This window comes from Streptomyces regalis (assembly GCF_001509475.1).
Classification (GTDB): domain Bacteria; phylum Actinomycetota; class Actinomycetes; order Streptomycetales; family Streptomycetaceae; genus Streptomyces; species Streptomyces regalis.
On sequence record NZ_LLZG01000312.1, the window covers coordinates 21494 to 46503 of the forward strand.

General features: G+C 71.2%; 18 protein-coding genes and 1 other RNA gene. 13 read left to right on the top strand and 6 right to left on the bottom strand.

From position 1 onward, the window contains the following. The 5 genes from ADL12_RS27440 to ADL12_RS27460 form a co-directional block, all read right to left on the bottom strand. Positions 1-2262 carry a bifunctional glycosyltransferase/CDP-glycerol:glycerophosphate glycerophosphotransferase gene (locus ADL12_RS27440; protein WP_062706398.1) on the bottom strand — a complete coding sequence of 754 codons (2262 nt, stop codon included), beginning with the start codon at positions 2260-2262 and terminating at the stop codon, positions 1-3. Between the two features lie 203 nt (positions 2263-2465). Further along, positions 2466-3380, bottom strand: coding sequence for a carbohydrate ABC transporter permease (locus ADL12_RS27445; protein WP_062706399.1), 915 nt, complete (start codon positions 3378-3380; stop codon positions 2466-2468). Further along, a complete protein-coding gene (locus ADL12_RS27450) occupies positions 3377-4723 on the bottom strand; it encodes a carbohydrate ABC transporter permease (protein WP_425265157.1) in 1347 nt (448 codons plus the stop codon). Before ADL12_RS27450 ends, ADL12_RS27445 begins: the two co-directional genes overlap by 4 nt. 4 nt (positions 4724-4727) lie before the next feature. Next, positions 4728-6104, bottom strand: coding sequence for an ABC transporter substrate-binding protein (locus ADL12_RS27455; protein WP_062706401.1), 1377 nt, complete (start codon positions 6102-6104; stop codon positions 4728-4730). A gap of 284 nt (positions 6105-6388) precedes the next feature. Beyond that, positions 6389-10021 (bottom strand): FHA domain-containing protein, encoded by a 3633-nt coding sequence (locus ADL12_RS27460; RefSeq protein WP_062706403.1) that lies wholly within the window; start codon positions 10019-10021, stop codon positions 6389-6391. 360 nt (positions 10022-10381) lie between these two features. Between ADL12_RS27460 and ADL12_RS27465 the strand changes: the two genes are divergently transcribed. The 4 genes from ADL12_RS27465 (at position 10382) to ADL12_RS27480 (ending at position 15624) form a co-directional block, all read left to right on the top strand. Continuing rightward, positions 10382-12016: a serine/threonine-protein kinase gene (locus ADL12_RS27465; RefSeq protein ID WP_062706406.1), complete on the top strand. Its 1635-nt coding sequence runs from the start codon at positions 10382-10384 to the stop codon at positions 12014-12016. A 216-nt stretch (positions 12017-12232) separates the two neighbouring features. Continuing rightward, a complete protein-coding gene (locus ADL12_RS27470) occupies positions 12233-13474 on the top strand; it encodes a serine/threonine-protein kinase (protein ID WP_062706409.1) in 1242 nt (413 codons plus the stop codon). Positions 13475-13579: 105 nt separating this feature from the next. Further along, positions 13580-14686 carry a peptide chain release factor 2 gene (gene prfB / locus ADL12_RS27475; RefSeq protein WP_062706412.1) on the top strand — a complete coding sequence of 369 codons (1107 nt, stop codon included), beginning with the start codon at positions 13580-13582 and terminating at the stop codon, positions 14684-14686. Between the two features lie 299 nt (positions 14687-14985). Beyond that, a complete protein-coding gene (locus tag ADL12_RS27480; protein WP_062706414.1) occupies positions 14986-15624 on the top strand; it encodes an LPXTG cell wall anchor domain-containing protein in 639 nt (212 codons plus the stop codon). Positions 15625-15732: 108 nt separating this feature from the next. Here the strand turns inward: ADL12_RS27480 and ADL12_RS27485 are convergent, their stop codons facing one another. Then, entirely contained in the window at positions 15733-15924 is a 192-nt protein-coding gene (locus tag ADL12_RS27485) for a hypothetical protein (protein ID WP_062706416.1), read from the bottom strand. Positions 15925-16261: 337 nt separating this feature from the next. Between ADL12_RS27485 and ftsE the strand changes: the two genes are divergently transcribed. From ftsE to dacB, 9 genes are all read left to right on the top strand, one after another. Beyond that, on the top strand, positions 16262-16951 hold the full coding sequence (ftsE, locus tag ADL12_RS27490) for a cell division ATP-binding protein FtsE (RefSeq protein ID WP_062706418.1): 690 nt from the start codon (positions 16262-16264) through the stop codon (positions 16949-16951). 36 nt (positions 16952-16987) lie between these two features. Further along, a complete protein-coding gene (gene ftsX, locus ADL12_RS27495) occupies positions 16988-17905 on the top strand; it encodes a permease-like cell division protein FtsX (protein WP_062706420.1) in 918 nt (305 codons plus the stop codon). A 67-nt stretch (positions 17906-17972) separates the two neighbouring features. Continuing rightward, positions 17973-19139, top strand: a complete 1167-nt coding sequence (locus tag ADL12_RS27500) for a S41 family peptidase (protein WP_079052313.1) — start codon at positions 17973-17975, stop codon at positions 19137-19139. 59 nt (positions 19140-19198) lie between these two features. Further along, complete coding sequence (gene smpB, locus ADL12_RS27505; RefSeq protein WP_062706426.1) at positions 19199-19741, top strand: SsrA-binding protein SmpB; 543 nt, start codon at positions 19199-19201, stop codon at positions 19739-19741. A gap of 118 nt (positions 19742-19859) precedes the next feature. Next, positions 19860-20228: a transfer-messenger RNA gene (gene ssrA, locus ADL12_RS27510) on the top strand. Positions 20229-20382: 154 nt separating this feature from the next. Then, positions 20383-21417 (top strand): DUF4232 domain-containing protein, encoded by a 1035-nt coding sequence (locus tag ADL12_RS27515; RefSeq protein ID WP_062706428.1) that lies wholly within the window; start codon positions 20383-20385, stop codon positions 21415-21417. Continuing rightward, on the top strand, positions 21414-21980 hold the full coding sequence (locus ADL12_RS27520) for a hypothetical protein (RefSeq protein WP_062706430.1): 567 nt from the start codon (positions 21414-21416) through the stop codon (positions 21978-21980). The genes ADL12_RS27515 and ADL12_RS27520 overlap by 4 nt, the downstream gene beginning before the upstream one ends. 77 nt (positions 21981-22057) lie before the next feature. Further along, positions 22058-23080, top strand: a complete 1023-nt coding sequence (locus ADL12_RS27525) for an extracellular catalytic domain type 1 short-chain-length polyhydroxyalkanoate depolymerase (RefSeq protein ID WP_244188072.1) — start codon at positions 22058-22060, stop codon at positions 23078-23080. Between the two features lie 49 nt (positions 23081-23129). Continuing rightward, positions 23130-24722, top strand: a complete 1593-nt coding sequence (dacB, locus tag ADL12_RS27530; RefSeq protein ID WP_062706432.1) for a D-alanyl-D-alanine carboxypeptidase/D-alanyl-D-alanine endopeptidase — start codon at positions 23130-23132, stop codon at positions 24720-24722. Positions 24723-25010 lie beyond the last annotated feature (288 nt).

Below are 25010 nucleotides of genomic sequence, written 5' to 3' on the forward strand. Positions count from 1 at the left end.
TCAGAGGCTCTCGGTGACGGTCCGGGTGCCGGTGGGCTGCGGCACGGTGGCGAGCGGGGAGTGGGCGAGCGACGCGGCCGGCGACGGTACGGGGTGGCGTTTGTCGAGCGGTACGACGGACGGTCGGACGGTCTCGCCCAGCACGACATGGCGCACGACCCGCTCGGCGGCGCGTCCGTCGCCGTACGGGCAGAAACGCTCGCGGAACGCCGCCCGCAGCTGCGCGGAGCGCGAGCCGCGCCAGTGCCCTGTGGTGAAGATGTCGATCAGCTCGTCCTCGCTGCGCGACACCGCGCCCGGCGGGAAGGAGCGCAGGTCGAAGTAGGTGCCACGGGCCGCCTCGTACGCCTCCCGGTCGTCCGCGTGGATCACGATCGGCCGGTCCAGGTCGGCGTAGTCGAACATGAGGGACGAGTAGTCGGTGACCAGGGCGTCCGAGGCGAGGCACAGCGACTCGACGCTCGGGTGGTCGGTGACGTCGATGACCTGGCCCGCGGTGGGGGCGAGCGGGCCGCCGTGCCGGGGGTGCGCGCGGGCCAGGACGACGAAGCGAGGGCCCAGGCGGCGCAGGACGTGGTGCAGGTCGAGGGTGGTGCGCTGGGTGCGGCGGTAGTCGCGGTGGGTGGGTGCGTAGAGGATCACGACCACGCCCTGGGGGATGCCGAGCGACTCCCGGATCCGGGCCACGTCCGCCGAAGTGGCCTGCTGGAAGACGTCATTGCGCGGGTTGCCGTATTCGAGGGTGGTGTAGCCGCCCGGGTAGACGCGCTCCCAGATCAGGGTGGAGTGGCGGTTGGCGGACAGGACGTAGTCCCACTTGTCGACGTCGTCGAGGAGTTCGTCGAAGTCCGTGTCCCCCGCGGCTGCCGGGCGTTCGCGCAGGTCAAGGCCCATGTGCTTGAGCGGGGTGCCCTGCCGGGTCTGCACGAGGACCTGGCCGCGGCGCTTGACCAGGCGGCGGTCGAAGTCGGCGTTGTGGACGAAGTACTTGGAGCGGGCGAGGGCCGTCCAGTAGGCGGCCGTGTCGGGGCGCAGCCGGCGGGTGCCGTCGGGGACGGAGTCGTGCTGCTCGGCCTCGGCGATCCAGGCCGTGCGGATGCCCGGGGCGTGCGTGCGGAACGCCCGCTCCAGGGCGCCGGGGTTGCAGCCGTGGCCGCGCACGCCCTGAGCGGCGAAGACGGCACGGTCGGCGCGCAGCGGGAGGCGCCGCTGGATGCGGTAGTGCAGGCGCAGGGCGGTGGAGCGCAGGCCCTTCATCAGGCGGTTGGTGAACTTGGCGCTGCGGCGGACCAGGGCCGCCGCCAGGTGCAGGGCGCGGTAGGTGCGGTGCAGGCCCAGGCGGACCAGGGTGTGATGGACCCGGGTGCGCGGGGGGACCGGCGCGCCCGGGGAGCGGTAGCGGCGGTAGTAGGTGCGGGCCGTGCGCAGGAACTCCGCGCGGCTGCGGCGCGGCAGGCGGTCGCGGCGGGCGAACACCACGACCAGGTGGTCGACCATCCGGCGGAACAACAGCGGCCGCCAGCGGGCGAGTTCGGGGTTCTGCTCGACGTACGCGAAGACACGGTCGTACTGCTCGAAGATGTCGAAGTGCCGCGGGCTGACCGTGCCGAGGATGCCGCCCCGGCGCCGCTGCCGGTAGTGCACGCACACCCGGTCCAGGGTCGCGATCGACTCCGCCGTCATCAGGACCGGGTACGTCCAGGGCGTGTCCTCGTAGTAGCCGGACGGGAAGGCGAAGCCCTCCTCCGTCACGAACTCCCGCCGGTACGCCTTGTTCCAGGCGACCATCAGCAGGCGCAGCAGCCCCGGCCGGTCCGCCAGCCGGAAGGGCGCCGGGCCCTCTTCGGTGAGCTGGGCCGCGGCCTGGTTGCGGACCGTCTCGCCGGTCCAGTAGGTGCGCGCGTAGTCGTAGACCAGGACGTCCGGCTGGCCGGTCTCCTTCAGCCGGTCGGCGATCGCCTGCAGGGCGTCGGGGGTGAGACTGTCGTCGCTGTCGAGAAAGATCAGGTAGTCGCCGGTGGCCTCGGCCATACCGGCGTTGCGGGCGGGCCCCAGACCCCCGTTCTCGGCGAGGTGCACGGGGCGCACGCGCGCGTCGCGGGCCGCGAACTCGTCGATGATGGCGCCGGACGCGTCCGGCGAGCAGTCGTCGACGGCGATCAGTTCGAGATCGGGGTACGACTGCGAGAGTACCGATTCCAGGCATTCGTGCAGGTACGCCTGAACCTTGTACGCGGGGACAATGACACTGAACCTGGGCAAAAGACATCCACTGGGTCGGCCGGGACGGTAGGCGCTGTCGCCGTAGCGCCTTGCCCGGGAACGGCCAATGGAGTGACTTGGTTACGGGACCTGAGGCATACGAGGGACCGTAGGTGCTGCGTTTTCTGGGGGACGACCCCCAGACCCCCGGCGAAGGGGCGGACCGATGACGGCCCGCCCCTTCAGGCACGGTGCGCTTGCGCCTACTTGACCGCGCCCGCCATCACACCGGACACGAACTGCCGCTGGAACGCGAAGAACACGACCAGCGGGATCACCATGGAGATGAACGCGCCGGGTGCCAGGATGTCGATGTTGTTGCCGAACTGGCGAACCTGTGTCTGCAGGGCGACCGTGATCGGCTGACTTCCGGAGTCCGTGAAGATCAGCGCGACCAGCATGTCGTTCCACACCCACAGGAACTGGAAGATGCCGAGCGCGGCGATCGCCGGACCGCCGAGCGGCATCACGACGCGGAAGAACAGGCGCAGTTCACCGGCGCCGTCCAGGCGGGCCGCCTCCAGCAGCTCCCGTGGGATCTCCGCGAAGAAGTTCCGCAGCAGGAACACCGCGAACGGCAGCCCGAACCCGACGTGGAAGAGGACCACGCCGATCAGGGACCCGAAGATGCCGATGTTGCCGAACAGTTCGGCGATCGGGATCAGCGCCACCTGCACCGGCACCACCAACAGGCCGACCACACCCAGGAACCACCAGTCGCGGCCCGGGAACTCCATCCACGCGAACGCGTAGCCCGCGAGCGAGCCGATGACGACGACGAGGACCGTCGCCGGAACCGTGATCAGCACGGTGTTGAGGATCGAGTCGGTGATGTCGCTGTTGCTCAGGAGCTTGTCGTAGCTGTCGAAGGTGAGTTGGGACGGCTTGCTGAAGACCTCCCACCAGCCGCTCGCGGTCATCTCCTCCGGCGGGCGGAGAGACGACAGCAGCAGCCCGATCGTCGGCACCAGCCAGAACAGGCCCACGACGATCAGGAACACCCGCACGAGCCCCCCGCTGACGCCGGAGGCGAGCCGGGCGCCGAGGGACTCCTTGACGTTGACGGTCGTGAGCGGCTCGGGCGTCCCCTTGGTGAGCCCGCCGGCGTCCGCACTCATCGCCGCACCTCCCGCCTCAGCCTGCGGATGTTGAACCACATGACCGGGATGACCAGCAGCAGCAGGAACACCGCGATCGCGCTGGCGATGCCCGGCTGGTCCTCGGAGAAGCCCTTGCGGTACAGCTCCAGCGCGAGGACGTTCGCGTCGTCCTGGGAGGAGCCCGGGGCGATGATGAAGACCAGGTCGAAGACCTTCAGGACATTGATCATCAGGGTGACGGTGACCACCGCGAGGACGGGCGCCAGCAGGGGCACCGTGACCCTGCGGAACACCTGCCACTCGTTGGCGCCGTCCACTCGGGCCGCCTCCAGCAGATCCCGGGGGATGCCCGCGAGCCCGGCCGCGATCAGCACCATCGCGAAACCGGCCCACATCCAGATGTACGACCCGATGATGGCCGGCGTGACGAGGGACGGGCCGAGCCAGTCCACGCCGTTGTACGGCTCCTTGAAGTTGTCCGGCGGGAGCCGCAGCCGGGCCCCGTCGGCGGCGGCCGGCAGCGTGAACGTGCCGTCGTCGGCCGCCTCCGCGCGGGCCACGACCTTGCCGTCCTTGACCGCCTCGATGGTCATCCCGGCATAGCCCAGCTCGGACGCGTCGACCCCGCCGAGCGTGCCGACGCCCTTGCCGCGCGTGAAGTCCTGCCAGGTCGTGCCGGTGACCTCGTCCGGATCGGCCTTCGCTTCCACGGCGGTCTTGGCGCTGCCGGGCATCTGGTCGGGGGCGACGCCCACGAGGGGCAGGGTGACCGGGGTGCCGGCGCTGACGGTGGCCTTGGTGATGAAGCCGCCGCCCGATACCGCCTCCAGGGGCGACTCGCGCCCCGGGTGCGCCTTCGGGAACGCGGACGCCTGCGCGAAGGTGTCGTGGACGCCCACCCACACCGCGTTCGCGACGCCCTTGTCCGGGTCCTGGTCGTAGACGAGCCGGAAGATGATGCCCGCCGCCAGCATCGAGATCGCCATCGGCATGAAGACGACCAGCTTGAACGCCGTACCCCAGCGCACCCGTTCGGTCAGCACCGCGAAGATCAGACCGAGCGCGGTGGCGACCGTCGGGGCGAACACCACCCAGATGACGTTGTTCTTCAGGGCGGTGCGGATGCCGTCGTCGGTGAACAGGGCCTCGTAGTTGTCGAATCCGGCGAAGCCGTCGCCGGACTGGTCGTAGAAGCTGCGGATGACGGAGTACCCGATCGGGTAGACCACGAGCGCGCCGAGCAGCACGAGAGCGGGCAGCAGGAACAGCGCTGCCACCGTCCTGCGCGTGCCGGTCACGCTCTTGCGCGACTTGGGTGCGGCAGGGGGCCCAGAGCCCCCTGCCGCTTCCGCCGACGCCATGGCGTCAGTTTCCGTACGCCGCGGCCGCGTCGGCTTCCAGCTTCTGCTGGGTGCCCGCGATGTCCGAGGGGTTCTTCAGGAAGTCCTGCAGCGCCTTCCACTCGCCCTTGCCGGGCGTGCCGCCGAAGGCCTGCGGTGCCTGGTCGGACATGTCGAAGCGGAAGTCGTCGCCCGAGTCGATCAGGGACTTGGCGATCTTCTGCTGCACGGCGTTCGGGTACGCCGAGTTGTCCACGTTCTTGTTCGGCGAGAGGTAACCGCCCAGCTTCGCCTGGATGGTCGCCGCGTCCGGGGAGGCCAGGAAGGTGGCCAGGGCCTGCGCGGCCTTGGAGTCCTGCAGGATCACGGCCGCGTCGCCGCCGGACACCACGGGAGCGGTGTCGCCCACGGCCGGGAACGGGAACACCTTCGCGTCCGTGCCGACCTCCGCCTTGGCCTGCGTGATGTTGACCTGCGCGAAGTCACCCTCGTAGACCATGGCGGCCTTCGGCTGGTCGCCGCCGGTGAAGGTCTGGGTGACCGACGCCGGGAAGTCGGTCTGCAGCGCGCCGTTCGCGCCGCCCGCCACATAGTCCTTCTTGCCCCAGACCTGGGCGAGCGTGGTGAGCGCGTCCTTCACGGACGGGTCGGTCCACTTGATCTCGTGCTTCGCCAACTGGTCGTACTTCTCGGGACCGGCCTGGGAGAGGTAGATGTTCTCGAACCAGTCGGTGAGGGTCCAGCCCTCGGCGCCGCCCACCGAGAACGGCGTGACGCCGGAGTCGTAGACGGTCTGGGCCGTGGTGAGCAACTCGTCCCACGTCTTGGGCTCGGTGGCCCCCGCGTTCTCGAAGACCTTGGCGTTGTACCAGATCAGGGACTTGTTGGCGGCCTTGTAGTAGACGCCGTACTGCTTGTCGTCGACCTTGCCGATGTCCTGCCAGCCCTGCGAGTAGTTCTCCTGCAGCTCGTTGATCGCCTCGGCGCCGAGGGGCTTGGCCCACTTCTTGTCGACGGCCTGCTTGATGGCGCCCGGCTGCGGAAGCATCGCGATGTCCGGCGGCTGGCCGCCCGCGACCTTCGAGCCGAGGAAGTTGATGATCGGGTCCTGGGCGGGCACGAAGGTCACCTTGGCGCCGGTGCGCTTCTCGAACTCCGCGAGGACCTTCTTGAAGTTCTCCTGCTCGGCACCGGTCCAGACGGCGGCGACCTCGAGGGACTCGCCGTTCAGCTTGGGAAGGGTGACGGTGCCGGCGGTCTCCTGGTCGTTTCCGCCCTGTTCGTTGCCGCTGTCGTTGTCATCGCCTCCGCATGCGGTGAGCGAGAGTGCGAGGGCGCCCGCGGCTGCGGCTGCCGCGGCCCTGGCGGCCCTGCTTGTCCGGTTCCTGCTCGTGCTGCGCATCACTGCCCCGTTCTTCGTGCCTCGTCGAACGTTCGAGCGCTGTCCCGTGCGATCTGGTCTACGCCCTGGTATGGGGGGCGGCAAGACCGCGTCCGCTGTCAAGTGGGCGATCGTGACCGCCTCGTGACCAGCGTCTCCGACGGTTGGGCCGAAGATCGTGCGGCTGCGCGGTGGCTCGCGTCCCTGGGGGCTGCGCCCCCAGACCCCCTATCGGCCTGAACGGCCTCGTCCTCAATCTCCCCCAGAGGGGGTACCCCCAGACGGGCTGAATTTGCCGACCGGCGTTACAGGAGTGACGGCACCTCGGTCGCCGCGACCTCCCGCGCAGCCCTCTCCAACGCACTGGCCAGCAACGCCAGATCCGTCGGCCCGTTGCCCAGCTCGCGGACGGGGCGTCGGGTCGGCGGATCGCCCATGCGGTGCCACTCCAACGGCACGACCGTGGGCCGCAGCGTCGCCGTCCGCGGAATACGTCCCGTGACCCGCCCGCCCTGGAACGGCACCGCTCTTCCGTCCGCCCAGGCCAGCCGCCCCCGCCCCGGCGCCGGTTCGTCCGGCCCCGCCGCCACGGCGTCCAGCGTCACCCGCAACGTCGCCAGCCGCGCCGGCTCCGACTCCGCCGTACGGCCACCGATCCCCGCGGCGGCCACGAGATGCACCCCGAGCCGCTCGCCCTCCCGCGCCACGGCCTCCAGCGCGCGTATCACCGAGCCCGCCGCGGGCCGGCCCGTGGACCCGAGGGCGGGCGAGATCAGTGCGTCCAGGTCGTCGACGACCACGACGAGCCGGGGCAACGGCGGCACAGCCTCGGCCTCGGCCTGCCGACGGGCCGCCCCCGGCCGCAGCCGGATCGTGGAGCTGGGCGGCGTGTCGAGATCTCCCGTGTGGTCAACGGCACCGGCACCTGCCCCGGCGCTTTTCCCCGCCGCTCGTTGCGCGACCATCCGGCCCGACAGCTCACGCCCCGTGTGCCACTCGGCGAAGTCGGACCGCCCCAGCAACTCCGCGCGCCGCTTCAGCTCGGCGCTCAGCGACTGGGCGAACTCCCGCATCCGGACCGGGTCGTTGGCGGTGAGGTGGGTGGTCACATGGGGTACGTCCGTGCAGACCCGCAGTCCGTCGCCGTGCCCGCCGCCCGCGCCGACGCTGTCCCGGCCGTCGATCAGCACGATGCCCAGCCGGTCCGGCCGCTCGGCCGCCGCCAGCGACGCGACCACGGCCCGCAGCAGCTCCGTACGCCCGCTGCCGGGCGGCCCCTCGATCAGCAGGTGCGGCCCGTCGGCGCCGAGGTCCGCGGTGACCGGCCCGCGCGGCCCGGCCCCGAGCACGGCACACACCCGGCCGCCGAGGGCCTCTCCGTCATCGGCCGCGTCGGCCCAACGCGCCATCAGCGACGCCGGGGTGGCCCGGGCCAGCCCCAGCTCGTCCAGCAGCCGCGCCGACTGAGGCAACGGCACGGACACCCGCGCGTGCCGCTCTCCGACGCCGCCCTCCGTACGCAACGGCGCCAGAGCCCGCGCGAACCGCTCCGCCCAGGCGAGGGAGACGGCGTCCACGGCGGCCATGGTGCCGTGACCGACGGGACCGTGGCTGGGGGCGGGAGCGGGGCCGGCGGAGGCAGGGGAGCCGTGTCCGCCGGGTCCGGCGGTGCTGTGGCCCACGGGGCCGTGTGCGCCTGAGCTGTGGCCGACCGTGTCGTGATCCGCGGAGTAGTGGCCGCCGGTGCCTTGATCGGCGGCACCCGCGCGGGATGCGTCCGCCACGCGCGGGTCGGTCTCCGCTCCGCTTCCGGCGGCCCCGGCCCGGGCCACCCGCATCAGCCGCAGTGCCGTCGCCACATCACCGCTCAGCAGCGCGACCGCACCGCAGTCCCGGAACACCGGCGACACCGTGCACGCCGCCTCGTAGGTCTCCGTCACCGGCGACGCGGGCGACGCCGAAGCCGTCTCGGCCAGGCACACGACGTGGATGCCGGCCCGCGGCCCCTCCAGCGCCAGCCGCGCCACCGCCTCGCGCACGTCGGCGCCCCCGGGGTCGCCGTCCACGACGACCACGGTGTACGGCCCCGCGAATCCGTCCGCCCCGTCGGCCGGGTCGTCGTCCCGCGCCCAGGAGGGCCGCCGAACGGCATGCCCCTCCGGGACGGCGGAGGCTGCGCCGGTGGTCCGCACCTCCGCAGAGCTCCCCCCGGCGCCCGCGCCCCGCGTCTGCGGCGACAAGTCCTCCAGGCGCCGCAGCAGTTCCTCGGTGCGGGCCGTGGCCTGTTCGCGGTCGTAGGCCAGCAGGAGGCGGCAGTCCTGGGCGTGTCCGGGGCGGACATGCGGCAGCCAGCCCAGCCAGGCCCATTCGGCGGTGCGCTCCTCCAGCGGACGGGAGCGGTCCGCACTGATCAGCACCAGCTCCAGGGCGTCGGGCGAGTGCAGCGCGGCGAGCTGGGCGAGCACCGCGCGGGCCAGCCCGGCGAGCCGCTCGCGCGGACCGGCCAGACCCAGCGCGCCCACCTCACGCAGATCGGCGGTCACCGGCACCGCGGGCAGCAGCCCCGAACCGTCGGGCGCCGCCCGGTCGGCGGTGCCGAGCCGCACCGTGAGCGCCTCCGGGTGACGCGGCGCGCGCTCCCACAGCCGGGGCCCGGGACCCAGGGCCGTCAGCAGCAGGGACGCCGGATCCGGCCAGGCCTCCGGCAGCCTGGGGCCGTTCGCCGCCGAGGGGAGCTCGGTCGCCTCGGGCAGCTCGTCATCGTCGTACGTCCCACGCCGGGCCGTCGCCTCCTGCTCCCCACGCCCGCCGGCCAGCCGCCGCGCCCACGCCGTGAGCCCTCCGCGCCTGCGCACGCCCTGCGGTACGTCGGTGCCCCGGAGCGGGGTGCCTTTACGGCTGCTGCCGTTCGCCGGGGTGCCGTCGGGGCCGCCGTCGCTCGAAGCGGGGTCGGTGCCCGCGCCGCCGTGCCCCCCGTCCAGCGGGCCCACCTCGAAGCCCGCGCCGTGCGTCTCGCCTCCGCGCGGTCGCGGAACCGCCCGCTGGGACCCGCCGTGGCTTTCGATCCGCGGCGCCCTGCCCTGCACCGGCACGACGGGCGGCTCGACCGGACCGTGTTCCTGAGCGGCCGACCGGCCTCCGGAGGCCGCGGCCGCGTCGCCCCCATCGGCCACGCGCGCGTGAGACACCGCCACGCCGGCCCTCGGGGGGCTGTCCGCACCGACACCCGACACTGCCCGCCCGTCACTGCGCGCCCCGGCGTCGCCGTCCCGTCCCGGGTCGCCCCCGGCAGGGACCCGCACATGCCCCTCCCCGTCCGGCTCCGTCCGCACCCGCGCCCCCGGCCCCCCGGCCGGAGCCAGCCGCAGCGCCGACTCGCCGATCCGCAGCAACGCCCCCGGCGCGAACCGCACCGGGCGGGCGGTCACGCGGGCGCCGTCCAGCGTGGTGCCGTTCGTGGAGTCGAGGTCGGTGACCGAGACGCGGCCGTCGGCGGCGACCGTGACCGCGCAGTGCAGCCGGGAGACGTCCGGGTCGTCGAGCGGGACATCGGCGTCGGCGGAACGGCCGATGCGGATCTCGCCGCCGTGCAGCAGGTGGACGCCGCCCGCGTCCGGGCCGGCCACGACATGGAGCTGCGTCGGGGCGTCGTCCAGCTCGGGGTGGGGCTCGGGTGCCGGCGGGGCGCCCAGGGACAGCACCGCGCCGTCTATCAGCGGGGGCTCACCGAGCGTGCTGCGCCGGTCGTCGAGCCGCTCCGCGCCCGCGTACAGCACGACCGGGCCGTCACCCCCGGACACCGCCGAGGCGAGCGCCGACGCCACCGCGGCCAGGGCCGTGCCCGCGGGCGCCGTGACCAGCACGTCGCAGCTCGCGGCGCGGCCTCGCGCCGGGGCAGGCGGGGCCAGCGGGTCTACGACGGTCAGCCGGATCTGCATCGGCGTCAGCGGTCCCTTCTGCGAGGGCGCGGACTTTCCCCACCCCACACGAACACATCGGCCAGTACTCCACGTTCGTCACGCATCCTCGCACCTGCCACTGACAACGCGCCCCCCGCCCGAAGGCAAGTGATCTTGATTGGTCGGCTCTGCCCGCAAAAGTGCCTGACAAGTGCACTGTCGATGATCACTTGAGATCGCTCACGTCCGCTTGCGGCAACCACGAGACAGAGCCGAGCGTCTTTCCTTCGAACATGTACGGGGAGCCGTACGTAAGACGCACAGAATGACGACAGGCCGGTGCCCGGGGGCACGGCACTACAGTGGGTCGGAACGTAGACAAGCAGCAGGGAGCGCGACGTGCGGCCGGTAGGCAGCAAGTACTTCCTCGAGGAGCCGCTCGGTCGCGGCGCCACGGGGACCGTCTGGCGGGCCCGCCAGCGAGAGACCGCGGGCGCCGAGGCGGCCGTGCCGGGGCAGCCCGGCGAGACCGTCGCGATCAAGGTCCTCAAGGAGGAGCTCGCCAGCGACGCGGACATCGTCATGCGGTTCCTGCGCGAGCGGTCCGTCCTGCTGCGCCTGACCCACCCGAACATCGTCCGGGTACGTGACCTGGTCGTCGAGGGCGAGCTGCTGGCCCTGGTCATGGACCTCGTAGAGGGCCCCGACCTGCACCGCTACCTGCGCGAGAACGGCCCCTTCTCCCCGGTCGCCGCCGCCCTGCTCACCGCGCAGATCGCCGACGCGCTGGCCGCCAGTCACGCCGACGGCGTCGTCCACCGCGACCTGAAGCCCGCCAACGTCCTGCTCCAGCAGAACGGCGGCCAGATGCACCCCCTGCTGACCGACTTCGGCATCGCCCGCCTCGCCGACTCCCCGGGCCTGACCCGCACCCATGAGTTCGTCGGCACGCCCGCGTACGTCGCGCCCGAGTCCGCCGAGGGCCGCCCGCAGACGTCCGCCGTCGACATCTACGGCGCCGGCATCCTCCTCTACGAGCTGGTCACCGGACGCCCGCCGTTCGGCGGCGGCTCCGCCCTGGAGGTCCTGCACCAGCACCTGAGCGCCGAGCCGCGCCGCCCGTCCACGGTCCCCGACCCCCTGTGGACGGTCATAGAACGCTGCCTGCGCAAGAACCCCGACGAACGGCCCAGCGCCGAGAACCTCGCCCGCGGCCTGCGCGTCGTCGCCGAGGGCATCGGCGTGCACGCGAACTCGGCGCAGATCGCGGCGGCCGAGGGCGTCGCCGCCCTGCTCGCCCCCGACCCCGCGCCGGCCACCGTGCCGGGCTCGGCCGACCCGACCCAGGTCCTGCCGCACGGCACGGCCCCCGGGATGTACGACCCGAACGGCGCGACCAGCGTCCTGCCGCACACCGGCGCCGCCGACCCCACGGCCGTCATGCCGCCGATGCCGCAGGGACAGCCCGGCGGGCAGCCCGGTCAGCCCGGCCCCGAGGAGCCGCACCCCTGGCAGAACCAGCTGCGCGCCGCCCGGGACCGCAACGAGCAGACGCAGGTCCAGTACCTCGACCCCAACCAGGACCCGCTGCGCCGCCGCCCCCAGCGCCAGGTCGCCCGCCCGCAGCAGCCGCCGCCGCAGCCGCAGCAGCAGCGGCCTCCGCAGGGCCGGCAGCAGGGCTACGGCCATCCCCAGCAGCACCAGCCGCAGCCGTACGCCCCACCGCGCCAGCCGCAGCAGCAGCCGCAGCGGTACACCCCGCCGCCCGCGCCGGAGCCGCAGCGGCCCCAGCGCGAGCCGCGTGAGCCGCGCCGGCGCAGCGCCAACCCGATGCGGATCCCCGGGCTCGGCTGCCTCAAGGGGTGCCTGTTCACGATCGTCATCCTGTTCGTCGCGGGCTGGCTCATCTGGGAGCTGAGCCCGCTGCAGGAGTGGATCGGCACGGGCAAGAGCTACTGGGACCAGCTCTCCGACTGGTTCACCACCGTGTCCGGGTGGATCGGGGACCTGGGCGGCAGCTCGGGCACCAACTGACCGGAGGCGGCGCAGACCGCCTCGGGACCCTGCCGTCGCGGCGACTGGTTTGGCTATTTGTCGACATCTGGCGGGTGATTTCCGCCTCCGCGGTGAAGGTTGGCTCGCTGGGCGCGTAGTTTTGTCGACCGGGGGTCCCGGTTCTGTCGGCTGGGGGGTCCGGGGGTCGGCCTCCGGAATGACGCAGCGCGACACCACGCGTCGGTAGGAGCAGTCTTGGCACGGAAGATCGGCAGCCGGTACACCGCCAACCAGATCCTGGGGCGGGGCAGCGCCGGCACGGTGTGGCTGGGCGAGGGGCCCGAGGGGCCCGTCGCCGTCAAGCTGCTGCGCGAGGACCTCGCGTCCGACCAGGAACTCGTCGGCCGCTTCGTGCAGGAGCGCACGGCGCTGCTCGGCCTCGAGCACCCGAACGTGGTCTCCGTACGCGACCTGGTGGTCGACGGCAACGACCTCGCGCTGGTCATGGACCTCGTCCGCGGCACCGACCTGCGCACCCGGCTCGACCGCGACCGGCGGCTCTCGCCCGAGGCGGCGGTGGCGATCGTGGCGGACATCGCGGACGGGCTGGCGGCCGCGCATGCGGCCGGGGTCGTGCACCGGGACGTGAAGCCGGAGAACGTGCTGCTCGACATGCAGGGCCCGCTGGGGCCGGGCGGCTCGCATCCGGCCCTGCTGACGGACTTCGGTGTGGCGAAACTCATCGACTCCCCGCGCCGCACCCGCGCCACGAAGATCATCGGGACGCCGGACTACCTGGCGCCGGAGATCGTGGAGGGCCTGCCGCCACGGGCGGCGGTCGACATCTACGCCCTCGCCACGGTGCTGTACGAGCTGCTGGCGGGCTTCACGCCGTTCGGTGGGGGCCACCCGGGCGCGGTGCTGCGCCGCCACGTCACGGAGTCGGTGGCCCCGCTGCCCGGTATCCCCGACGAGCTGTGGCAGCTGATCGTGCAGTGCCTCGCGAAGGCGCCGGCCTCGCGGTTGCGGGCGTCGGAGCTGGGGGCGCGGCTGCGGGAGCTGCTGCCGCTGGTGGCCGGGATGCCGCCGCTGGACGTGGACGAGCCGGATGCGGAGCCGGCGGAGGAAGAGGCTCCGGCCGCTGAGGAAGCGGCGCCGGCGGGGGAGCGGGTACGGCGGCGCGGTGCGGTGCCGCTGGTGCCGGGCGCCAAGCCGGCCGACTCCAACCGGGACACGCATACGTCGATGAGGGTGCCGGGGCCCGACGAGCTGGCCGGCGGTGCGCGGGGGACGGCCCGGGTGCCGAGGGCGGCGGGTGCGCCCCGTCCCGGCTCCGCCCGGCATCGGGCGGTGGCTCGGCGGCGGCGGGTGGCGTTGGGGGCGGCTGCGGTGGCGTTGGTGGCTGCGGCGGGTGTCGGCACGTGGCTGGCGACCTCGGGTGACGACGCGGATGCGACGCCGCAGGACACGAACAACTCGGCACCGGCGACCCCGTAGCCCCCAGACCCCGCTTCGGCCCTGAACGGGCCTCGTCCTCAAACGCCGGACGGGCCGGAAGGGCGCCCGGACCTCCCCGCTTGGCGGAGCCGTTACGCTGGGGGTGTGGCAGTCGTCGATGTATCCGAAGAGCTCAAGTCCCTCTCCTCGACCATGGAGTCGATCGAGGCCGTTCTGGACCTCGACAAGCTGAGGGCAGACATCGCCGTGCTCGAGGAGCAGGCGGCCGCGCCGTCCCTGTGGGACAACCCGGACGAGGCGCAGAAGATCACCAGCAAGCTGTCCCACCTCCAGGCGGAGGTGAGGAAGGCCGACGCCCTGCGCTCGCGGATCGACGATCTCGCCGTGCTGTTCGAGATGGCCGAGGAGGAGGACGACCCGGACACCCGTGCCGAGGCCGAGTCCGAGCTCACCGCCGTCAAGAAGGCGCTGGACGAGATGGAGGTCCGGACGCTGCTCAGCGGTGAGTACGACTCCCGTGAGGCGCTCGTCAACATCCGCGCGGAGGCGGGCGGCGTCGACGCCGCCGACTTCGCCGAGAAGCTGCAGCGGATGTACCTGCGCTGGGCGGAGCAGAAGGGCTACAAGACCGAGATCTACGAGACGTCGTACGCCGAAGAGGCCGGCATCAAGTCGACGACCTTCGCCGTGCAGGTGCCGTACGCCTACGGGACCCTGTCCGTCGAGCAGGGCACGCACCGGCTCGTGCGGATCTCGCCCTTCGACAACCAGGGCCGCCGCCAGACCTCCTTCGCGGGCGTCGAGGTGCTCCCCGTGGTCGAGCAGACCGACCACATCGAGATCGACGAGTCCGAGCTGCGCGTGGACGTGTACCGGTCCTCGGGCCCCGGCGGCCAGGGCGTGAACACCACCGACTCCGCGGTGCGGCTCACCCACCTCCCCACCGGCATCGTCGTCTCCTGCCAGAACGAGCGGTCGCAGATCCAGAACAAGGCCACCGCGATGAACGTCCTCCAGGCCAAGCTGCTCGAGCGGCGCCGACAGGAGGAGCAGGCCAAGATGGACGCCCTGAAGGGCGACGGCGGCAACTCGTGGGGCAACCAGATGCGGTCCTACGTGCTGCACCCGTACCAGATGGTCAAGGACCTGCGCACGGAGTTCGAAGTCGGCAACCCCGAGGCCGTGTTCAACGGTGAGATCGAGGGATTCCTCGAAGCCGGAATTCGCTGGCGCAAGCAGCAGGAGAAGTAGCGAAGTAACTTTGTCGACAAGGCAACTGCCGTCCTCCCGGCGGCAGTTGCCTTTTTCGTGCCTGCATGTCTGGGTTTTACATCACACTCACAGGCTCCAACCCCAGCCATAACTCCCGTATTTGGACATGGCGCACGTAAACGGCCTTGACGTGTCTTTGAAAAATGGGAAGGGTAAAGCGTGGCATGCGTATCTCTGGGGCGCATGTGAACCGGGGGGCTCAAGTTCAGTTACCTCCGTCGATCACGGCCCCCGAGCGCCGCCTCACTGACGATTGAGCTACTGGGGGTAGCAACCACATGACGAAGAAGACGCGGATCCGCCTCGCGCGCGTCGCGGCCGGTGCCGTGATCGCGGCCGGTGCCTCGCTGACCGCTGCGGGTGCCGCATCTGCCGCCGAGGCGGACGACTGCGTGCTCGGTCTGTTCTGCGGGCCCGAGGACCCGACCGAGCCGCCGACCGACCCGGGCATCCCGACGGACATCCCGACCGACCCGGGCATCCCGACGGACATCCCGACCGACCCGGGCATCCCCACCGAGGAGCCCACGGTCCCGACGGACCCGACGCTCGAGCCGACCGAGCCGACGGACCCCACCGAGGAGCCGTCCGACCCGACCAACCCGGGTGACGGCAACGGGAACGGAAACGGCAACGGGAACGGGAACGGCAACAACGGCGGCGGTAACAACAACACCGACCCCGACGGCGGCACCTCTCCCCAGGAGGAGGGCTCCTCCTCGCTCACCGAGACCACCGGTACCGGCACGGGTACGGGCACCAGCACCTCCGCTCAGGGCGGCGGTGACGAGCTCGCCGAGACCGGCGCCGCTCAGACCACCTTCCTGCTGGTCGGCGCCGCCACGATGATCGCCGGCGGCATCGGCTTCCGCATCCTCCCGCGCCTCGCGGGTGGCCGCGGCGGTGCGGCTGCCTGACGGTAGCCCATCGTTCACACTGCGTAATCAACGCCGTACGGCCGAGGGGCCCGGAGCGCATTTCGCTCCGGGCCCCTCGCCATGTCTGCCTGCGGTTGGCGCTTCGCCCTATGCGGTCTGGTGCGCCAGCAGCGCCACTGCCGCGATCAGTATCGCCAGCAGCATGATCAGCGTCATCGGGTTCAGACCCGCGAACGGGTTCTCCTGCTGCAGCCGCTCACGGTTCGCCCGGCACACGGGGCAGCGGCCCTCACTCACGGGTGCGGCGCAGTTCGCGCACACCAGCCGGTCGTACGTCATGCGCCACCCTCCTAGCGAGTTCCCTCCGGGGGTTCAACGGGTTTGGCCCCGGGAACGTTCCCCCCTCCACAATGCCAGGTTCCTTCGGAAAGGGCTCGGGCGCTCTCGGAGGGGTGGTTTCCATTGTCTCCCGGTGTCTCCTGGCTGCGGGCCCGTATGTGGCTGGTCGCGCGCACGCGGCGGAGCCGCACATCGACACAGCCCCGCGCCCGTGGGGCGTCACCTCAGTCGGCACAAAAAGGCACAAGACCTACGCAACCCCTTCCGGCGACTGCGCTGGCGCACCCGGTTCGCGTATGGTCACGCTCATCTACCCCCGGCGACCCGTGGTGCATCCGTGATCCGATTCGACAATGTCTCCAAGGTCTACCCCAAGCAGAACCGCCCCGCACTCAGGGATGTGTCCCTGGAAGTGGACAAGGGCGAGTTCGTGTTCCTCGTGGGGTCCTCCGGCTCCGGAAAGTCCACCTTCCTGCGGCTGATCCTCCGCGAGGAGCGGTGCAGCCACGGTCAGGTGCACGTTCTGGGCAAGGACCTCGCACGCCTGTCCAACTGGAAGGTGCCGCAGATGCGGCGCCAGCTGGGGACGGTGTTCCAGGACTTCCGGCTGCTGCCGAACAAGACGGTCGCCGAGAACGTGGCCTTCGCACAGGAGGTCATCGGCAAGTCCCGCGGCGAGATCCGCAAGTCCGTGCCGCAGGTGCTCGACCTCGTCGGGCTGGGCGGCAAGGAGGACCGGATGCCCGGTGAGCTCTCCGGTGGTGAGCAGCAGCGGGTGGCGATCGCCCGGGCCTTCGTCAACCGGCCCAAGCTGCTCATCGCCGACGAGCCCACCGGCAACCTCGACCCGCAGACCTCCGTCGGCATCATGAAGCTGCTCGACCGGATCAACCGGACGGGCACCACCGTGGTGATGGCGACGCACGACCAGAACATCGTGGACCAGATGCGCAAGCGCGTCATCGAGCTGGAGAAGGGCCGCCTCGTCCGCGACCAGGCACGCGGCGTCTACGGCTACCAGCACTGACCGCGACCGTCCACGGAAAGGCCTGAAGAAGACGCCATGCGCGCCCAGTTCGTACTGTCCGAGATCGGTGTCGGTCTCCGCCGCAATCTGACGATGACCTTCGCCGTCATCGTCTCCGTCGCCCTGTCGCTCGCCCTGTTCGGCGGGTCGCTCCTGATGAGTGACCAGGTCAACACCATGAAGGGCTACTGGTACGACAAGGTCAACGTCTCGGTCTTCCTCTGCAACAAGAGCGACGCCGAGTCCGACCCCAACTGCGCCAAGGGCGCGGTCACCGAGGACCAGAAGAAGGAGATCGTCGCCGACCTGAAGAAGATGACGGTCGTCGAGAAGGTGGCGTACGAGTCGCAGGACCAGGCGTACAAGCACTACAAGGAGCAGTTCGGCGACTCCCCGCTGGCCGCCTCGCTCACGCCGGACCAGATGCAGGAGTCGTACCGGATCAAGCTGAAGGACCCGGAGAAGTACCAGGTCATCGCGACCGCCTTCGACGGGCGCGACGGCGTGCAGTCGGTGCAGGACCAGAAGGGGATCCTGGACAACCTCTTCGGGCTGCTGAACGGCATGAACTGGGCCGCGCGGGCGATCATGGCGCTGATGCTCGTCGTCGCGCTCATGCTGATCGTCAACACCGTGCGGGTCTCGGCCTTCAGCCGGCGGCGCGAGACCGGGATCATGCGCCTGGTCGGCGCCTCGGGCTTCTACATCCAGGCGCCGTTCATCATGGAGGCCGCGGTCGCCGGGCTGATCGGAGGGACGGTCGCCTGTGCGTTCCTGGTGATGGCGCGGTACTTCATCATCGACCACGGCCTGGCCCTGTCGGAGAAGCTGACACTGATCAACTTCATCGGCTGGGACGCGGTGTTGACGAAGCTGCCGCTCATCCTCGCGACGAGCCTTCTGATGCCCGCGTTGGCGGCGTTCTTCGCGCTGCGCAAGTATCTGAAGGTGTGACCAACGCCAAGGGGGCCGTACGGGCAACGGGCCGTACGGCCCCTTGCGTTGTCCTAGACTCACCGGCATGTCAGGTCGTGACCTGTTCTGTGAGCCCCGCCGCATTCGCCGCGGGGCCGCCCTGACATTGCTCTTCACGAGCGTGCTCGTCGCGGGCGCCGCGACCGGCTCCCTGCCCGGCCCTGACCGGAAATCCTCTGCCGACGCGGCCGGTTCGGCCGCTCCCGCGGGCCGGCACGTCGACGTCGCCGAGGCCGCCGCCGAGGCCGCGGCCGCGGGCAAGTCCCCCATGGAGGCCGCGCAGCGCGCGGTCAGCCGCAGCGGGGACCGCTGGGGTGCCGTCTACTCCGAGGGCGAGTACGAGGAGTTCGAGGAGGCCCTCGACGGTGAGTACACCGGCGTCGGGCTGTGGGCGCGACGTGAGCGGGACGGCCGTATCGAAGTGACCAAGGTGCGGGCGGGGTCGCCCGCGGCGGTCGCCGGGATCCGGGCGGGCGACCGGCTGCGCAGCATCGACGGCGAGAAGGTCGCCGGGCGTCCGGTCACCGAGGTCGTCTCCTTACTGCGCGGGGACGCGACGGACGCGCCCGCCGGTACGGCGGTGAAGGTGGGGCTGGAGCGCGGCACGCGCGCGTGGGATCTCACGCTGCGCCGGGCCACCCTGTCCACCGATTCGGTCACTGTTCGAAAACTCGCCGACGGCATCACCGTCGTCAGGATCGCCTCCTTCACCAAGGGGTCGGGCGACGCCGTCAGTGCCGCCCTGCGGCAGGCCCCGGCCGGCGTCGGCGTCATCCTCGACCTGCGGGGCAACTCCGGCGGCCTGGTCACCGAGGCCGTCACCGCCGCCTCGGTCTTCCTCGACGGCGGCCTCGTCGCCACGTACGACGTCGACGGCGAGCAGCGCGCCCTGCACGCCGAACCCGGCGGCGAGACCCGCAGACCCCTGGTCGCCCTCGTCGACGGCGGCACGATGAGCGCGGCCGAGCTGCTCACCGGCGCCCTGCAGGACCGCGGCCGCGCGGTCGTCGTCGGCAGCCGCACTTTCGGCAAGGGGTCGGTGCAGATGCCGAGCCGCCTTCCCGACGGCTCCGTCGCCGAACTGACCGTCGGGCACTACCGCACCCCCTCGGGCCGAGCCGTCGACGGCAGGGGGATCACCCCTGACCTGGACGCCGACCAGCAGGTGGTGGAGCGGGCCGAGACGGTCCTCAGCGGACTCGGCGAGTCGTAAATCGGCTTTCCGCACACCCCCTTCGTAGTGCGAAAATGGACGGCACTATGAGCAAGGGAATGTACGTACCGAAGGAGTCCCAGCCCAAGCAGGGCGGGACGGCCGCGAAGGCCAGGGACGGCGAGAAGGGCGGCAAGCGCAAGATCGTCGCCCAGAACAAGAAGGCCCGCCACGACTACGCGATCATCGACACCTATGAGGCCGGCCTGGTGCTCATGGGCACCGAGGTCAAGTCGCTGCGTGAGGGTCGGACGTCGCTGACCGACGGCTTCGTCCAGATCGACCGGGGCGAGGCTTGGCTGCACAACGCCCACATCCCGGAGTATCACCAGGGCAGCTGGACCAACCACTCCGCGCGCCGCAAGCGCAAGCTCCTCCTGCACCGCGAGGAGATCGACAAGCTGGAGGCCAAGGCCCAGGAGACGGGTCACACGATCGTGCCCCTCGCCCTGTACTTCAGGGACGGGCGTGCGAAGGCCGAGATCGCTCTCGCGCGAGGCAAGAAGGAGTACGACAAGCGCCAGACCCTGCGGGAGAAGCAGGACCGGCGCGAGTCGGACCGGGCGATCGCGGCGGCGAAGCGGCGGCAGCGGGCCCAGTAGGCGCCTGCCGGGAATACGCTGGCATCGGTGTGCGTTGGTCACGTACGATGGCACTGCACCTCACAGAGGGTGCGCGCCCCTCGCCGGATCTTTCCGGTGGGGATTGAAAAAAGCACATGGGGATGATCGGTTTCGACAGCGGCTGTTGAAGCAGGGGAAGCGTGTCGAGGAAGCGGCAATGATCTCGTAAACCATATGTCGCAAAAAATAATCGCCAACACCAAGCGCGATTCCTTCGCCCTCGCTGCCTAAGTAGCGACTTGCGAAGTGTCAGCCCGGGGCTGTTCCCGACCCGGATCCTGGCATCAGCTAGGGAACTAAACCTTGATCCCGGTCACGGGGTGAAGAGGGAAATCTAACAGTGACTGGGCCCGTCGGCGACTTGTTCGCGTGATCGCCGGGGCCGAGAAAATCACAGCGAACTGCACACGGAGAAGCCCTGATTCTGCACCGTTGGACGCGGGTTCGATTCCCGCCATCTCCACGATCGGGAGGTTTCCGAACCTCCCAACCCATGTGGGCAAAGGCCCCGCCGCCTCCGGGCAGCGGGGCCTTTGTCATGAGTGATCTGTGACAGTGCTGTGACCGGAGGTGTGGGTTCCGCCACAGCCAGGGCGACCGGGCCTTGGTGAGGTGGGCGGATGCCTACCGCCTTACGTGCCGTTCCCGCCGCCCTCGCCGGCGCCCTGCTGCTTGCCGCGTGTGGTTCCGAGAGCGCCTCGCCGGGCGGTGACGACGGCCGGGTCCGGGCCGAGACGCTGTGTCCCTCGGACTTCTCGCAGTACGGTGCTCCGCCGCCCGCCGAATCGTCCGTCGGCCCTTCCGGTACGCCGACTGCGCTACCCCTGCCGTCTGCCGACGGTGCGGCAGAGGACGGCGTGAAGATCACCGCGCTGTACGCCTGGGGGGCGAAGAGCGGCTGCGATGCCGACTACTCCGCCGAGTTCGAGGTCACCAACCGGGGGACCGAGGCGGCCACCTACACCGTCATCGTCGGGTTCCTCTCGGGGGCCGGAGGAGCGGTCGACAACGTCGAGCGGACCGTCGACGCGGTCGCGCCGGGGCGGACCGCCAAGGGGACCGTCGTCATGGGGCAGCTGCCGGGTCACGCGCCCGAAGTGTCGGGCGCGGAGGTGATCCAGGTGCGCAGCGTTCCCGCCGACGAGGCGTCGTCCGCCTCGGGGCCGTGCCCCGCGTCCGGGGTGCGCGTCTACGCGGACGAGGGGGATGCTGCCATGGGGCTGCGCGTGGTCGGCCTGCATCTCGTCAACTGCGGCACCCGGCCCTACCAGCTCAACGGCTACCCGGAGCTCGAACTCCTCGACGACGACCACGACACCGTCGACGGTGTGCGGATCCTCCAGGGGACCGACCAGATCAGCACCGCCACCGGTGGCGGCGGCAGCCCGCAGCCCGTTGCCCTCCGGCCGGGCGAGGCCGCCGAGGCGGTGCTGGCGTGGCGGAACACCACCGAGGCGGGCGTCGGCGACCCGGTGAACGCGCCGTACATCCGGGTGCGGGCGAAGCCCGGGGCCGACCCCGTGATGGTGCTGCCGGAACTCGACCTCGGGACGACGGGGAGGCTCGGCGTCGGACCGTGGAAGAAGGACGAGGCGCACCGGGACCCTGCCGCCACTGCCCCTGCCACCACTGCCCCCGCCACCCAGCGGCCGTGATCACGCTCCTCGTCCTCCTCGGATGCGCGCTCGCCCTGTACCTGCTCGCCCATCCCCGTATCGCACCGGGGTTCAAGGTCCTCGCCCTCACCGCGCCTCCGGTGGCCGCAGTGGTCTGGCTCCTTGCCGTGGTGGTCGAAGAGCCTGCCACCGCCGTCGCCGTCACCGCGGTGTTCGCGGTCGTCCTGATCGCGCTGATCGGGCTCCTCGCCCATCCCCGCCTGCTGACCTGGACGAAGATGACCGTCTTCGTCACGGTTCCGGCCGCGGCGCTGGCCTGGCTGCTGGTCGTCACCGCGGACGACACGCTCAAGGACCCCGGCGAGGACCCGTGCTCCATGTACCACGGCGGCGTCGGCGTCTCCAGGGCGTTTCCCCCGCAGGCGTACTGCCGCTACGACGACGGCAGCACCCACAACCTCGCGGCGGGCGCCCAGTTCGTGTTCTGGGTCTGCTTCGTCAGCAGCCTGCTGCTGCTCGCGGCCGGTCTGTGGGACGTGGCCCGAGACCCGCGGGCGCTCGTGCGGCAGTTCCGTACGGTGGCGAGGCAGCACACTCGATAAGCCCCCATGACGGACGCGCCCGTTGTGTTGTCCCACCCCATATCGACGGATCGTTCACGCTTCTACGGTCCCTCCCCATGACCCAGACCAGAGCCGCAAGTCGTCGTATCTGTCGTATCCCCGCCCTGCGTATCCCCGCCCTGCGTATCCCCGTCCTGGCGACCCTCCTCGTCGCCCTGATCGCCGCCGTCCTCACGCCCGGCCGGGCCGAGGCGGCCTCCCTCCAGGAAGTCACCGGGTTCGGGTCGAACCCCGGTGCCCTGCGTATGTTCCGGTACGTCCCCGACGGGCTGCCCGCAGGCCGGCCCGTGGTCGTCGCGCTGCACGGCTGCACGCAGAACGCCTCCGGTTACGGCACCGGCAGCGGATGGCTCCAGCTCGCCGACCGCTGGGGCTTCTCCGTCGTCCTGCCGCAGCAGCAGAGTGCCAACAACGCCTCGTCCTGCTTCAACTGGTTCCAGAGCGGCGACATCGCCCGCGGCCAGGGCGAGGCCGCGTCCGTCGCGCAGATGGTGGACCGGCAGCTCGCGGATGTCTCCGGTGACGCGTCGCGCGTGTATGTCACCGGGCTGTCCGCCGGGGGCGGGATGAGCGCCGTGATGATGGCGGCGTATCCGGAGAGGTTCGCGGCGGGCGGGATCGTCGCCGGGCTGCCGTACGGGTGCGCGCAGGCCGCCGGGTCGCCGTATGTGTGCATGTACGTCGGTGCCACGCAGACCCCGCGGCAGTGGGGCGACCGGGTGCGCGCCGCCCGGCCGGGGTACACCGGCCCCTGGCCCACGCTGATCGCCTTCCAGGGCACGGCCGACTACACCGTGAAGCCCGTCAACATGACCGACCTGATGCGGCAGTGGACCGATGTGCACGGCGCCGACCAGGCGGCCGACGTGAGTGACACCGTCGCCGGGTATCCGCATCAGGTCTTCCGGGACGCGGGCGGGCGGGCCGTCGTGGAGACGTACAGCATCACCGGGATGGGGCATGGGCAACCCGTCGATCCGGGGAGCGGGAGTGAGCAGTGCGGGAGCGTCGGGGCGTATGTCCTCGACGTGAACCTGTGTGCCGCGTACCGGATGGGGCGGGCCTGGGGGCTGGGCTGAGCCGACGTGCTCTGTCGCCGCGGGCGGTTGTCCGGGATGCTGCTGAGGCATGAGCAGACCCGTGAGCGCTTCCGGAAGACGCCTCAACTCCCGTAGAAGACTGTGGATTTGTCCCGTCGCCGTGGCGCTCGTCGCCGCCGTCCTCGGTCCCGGCGCGCAGGCCGGTGCGGATGCCGGCCGAAGTGGCCTGCCGGAGGCCATCGACACCGTGCTGGGCGATGCGCGGATGGAGGGCGGCGTGGCGAGCGTCGTGGTCGCGGACGCCCGCACCGGCGAGCTCCTCTACCAGCACCTGCCCTCCACCCGCCTTATGCCCGCCTCCAACACCAAGCTCGCCACCTCGGCTGCTGCGATGGAGCTGCTCGGCCCCGGGTACCGGTTCACGACGGATGTGCTGTCGACCGGCCGACGGCAGGGCTCGGTGCTTTACGGTGACCTCTACCTGCGCGGCACCGGCGACCCGACCTTGCTCGCCAAGGACTACGACCGGCTCGCCGCCGACGTCGCCGCGTCCGGCGTCACCCGCGTCGCCGGGCGCCTCGTCGCCGACGACACCCGGTTCGACGACCAGCGGCTCGGCCGTTCCTGGGCCGCCGACGACGAGTCCTCCTACTACTCGGCCCAGATCAGTGCCCTCAGCGTGGCCCCGGACACCGACTACGACACCGGGACCGTGATCGTCACGGTCGCGCCGGGGGAGGAGGCCGGTGACGAACCGGTCGTCACCGTCACGCCCGACACCGACCACGTCGACCTCGACGTGCGGGCCACCACCGTCGCCGCCGGCGGCGCCAACGACCTCACCGTCGAGCGGGAGCACGGCACCAACACCATCGTCGTCAGCGGTACGACACCCGTCGGCGGGGCCGGCGCGAAGGAGTGGGCCACCGTCTGGGAGCCCACCGGATACGCCGCCGCCGTCTTCCGGGACGCGCTCGCGAAGCACGGGGTGAAGGTCGTGGGACCGACCCGCCTGGGCCGCCAGACCCCCGCGACCGCAAGGGAGTTGGCCTCACACGACTCCATGCCCCTCAAGGACCTGCTCGTCCCGTTCATGAAGCTCTCCAACAACATGCACGCCGAGATCCTCACCAAGGCCATGGGCTACGAGGCGTCGAAGCAAGGGAGTTGGAGCGCCGGACTGCGTGCCGTCAGCGGGTACCTCAAGGGCATCGGCGTCGACTCCGGCAAGTTGCGGCAGGTCGACGGCTCCGGGCTCTCCCGGATGAACAACTTCCCGGCCGGACAGCTCGTCGAGCTCCTCCTCGCGGTGCGCGCCGAGCCCTGGTACGCCGACTGGTACCGCGCACTGCCCGTCGCCTGCGCCCCGGACCGGTTCGTCGGGGGCACGCTGCGGACGCGGATGTGCGGTACGGCTGCCGCGCTCAACGCCCGTGCGAAGACCGGGTCGTTGACCGGGGCGTCGGCCCTGTCCGGGTATGTCACGGATGCCGGGGGACGTGAACTCGTCTACGGCATTGTCCTCAACAACTATCTGGCCTCGTCGGTGAAGCCGTTGGAGGACGCGATCGTGGTGACGTTGGCCAAGTCGACCGCGCAGGCGGCGGGTTCGGCGTCGGTGCGTGGGGGCGGGATGAACACCGACATCGAGTGCAGTTGGCGTAAGCCGGATATCTGCTGATTGCGCACAGTAACAGCATGGATACGGTAATCTGACGCCGTGACGCGCCCTTTGGGTGCGTCCTCCCTTCACTCCGGGCCCCACCTCGTCGGGGCCCGGCCCGACGAGAGCGGTCCCGGGACCGTGACAGACCGCCTCACGTCGAAGGGAGGACGCCCCCGCATGGGCTGTCACGAGGAGCAGAAACCGACTCTCGTCATGCGGCTGATCCGGCTCTTGCCGGAGCGAACGGCCAAGCACGCGAGGAGGTGGCTGCTCTGGTGGCTCACCAGGTAGCCGGATATCCCC

What these genes read in the sequence shown, in the direction of transcription:
- ADL12_RS27485 (WP_062706416.1), bottom strand. Translation starts at nt 15,924, where the DNA reads ATGACGTACGACCGGCTGGTGTGCGCGAACTGCGCCGCACCCGTGAGT.
- ftsX (WP_062706420.1), top strand. Translation starts at nt 16,988, where the DNA reads ATGCGCGCCCAGTTCGTACTGTCCGAGATCGGTGTCGGTCTCCGCCGC.
- smpB (WP_062706426.1), top strand. Translation starts at nt 19,199, where the DNA reads ATGTACGTACCGAAGGAGTCCCAGCCCAAGCAGGGCGGGACGGCCGCG.
- dacB (WP_062706432.1), top strand. Translation starts at nt 23,130, where the DNA reads ATGAGCAGACCCGTGAGCGCTTCCGGAAGACGCCTCAACTCCCGTAGA.
- ADL12_RS27515 (WP_062706428.1), top strand. Translation starts at nt 20,383, where the DNA reads ATGCCTACCGCCTTACGTGCCGTTCCCGCCGCCCTCGCCGGCGCCCTG.
- ADL12_RS27445 (WP_062706399.1), bottom strand. Translation starts at nt 3,380, where the DNA reads ATGAGTGCGGACGCCGGCGGGCTCACCAAGGGGACGCCCGAGCCGCTC.
- ADL12_RS27450 (WP_425265157.1), bottom strand. Translation starts at nt 4,723, where the DNA reads ATGGCGTCGGCGGAAGCGGCAGGGGGCTCTGGGCCCCCTGCCGCACCC.
- ADL12_RS27455 (WP_062706401.1), bottom strand. Translation starts at nt 6,104, where the DNA reads ATGCGCAGCACGAGCAGGAACCGGACAAGCAGGGCCGCCAGGGCCGCG.
- ADL12_RS27480 (WP_062706414.1), top strand. Translation starts at nt 14,986, where the DNA reads ATGACGAAGAAGACGCGGATCCGCCTCGCGCGCGTCGCGGCCGGTGCC.
- ADL12_RS27460 (WP_062706403.1), bottom strand. Translation starts at nt 10,021, where the DNA reads ATGCAGATCCGGCTGACCGTCGTAGACCCGCTGGCCCCGCCTGCCCCG.
- ADL12_RS27525 (WP_244188072.1), top strand. Translation starts at nt 22,058, where the DNA reads ATGACCCAGACCAGAGCCGCAAGTCGTCGTATCTGTCGTATCCCCGCC.
- ADL12_RS27500 (WP_079052313.1), top strand. Translation starts at nt 17,973, where the DNA reads ATGTCAGGTCGTGACCTGTTCTGTGAGCCCCGCCGCATTCGCCGCGGG.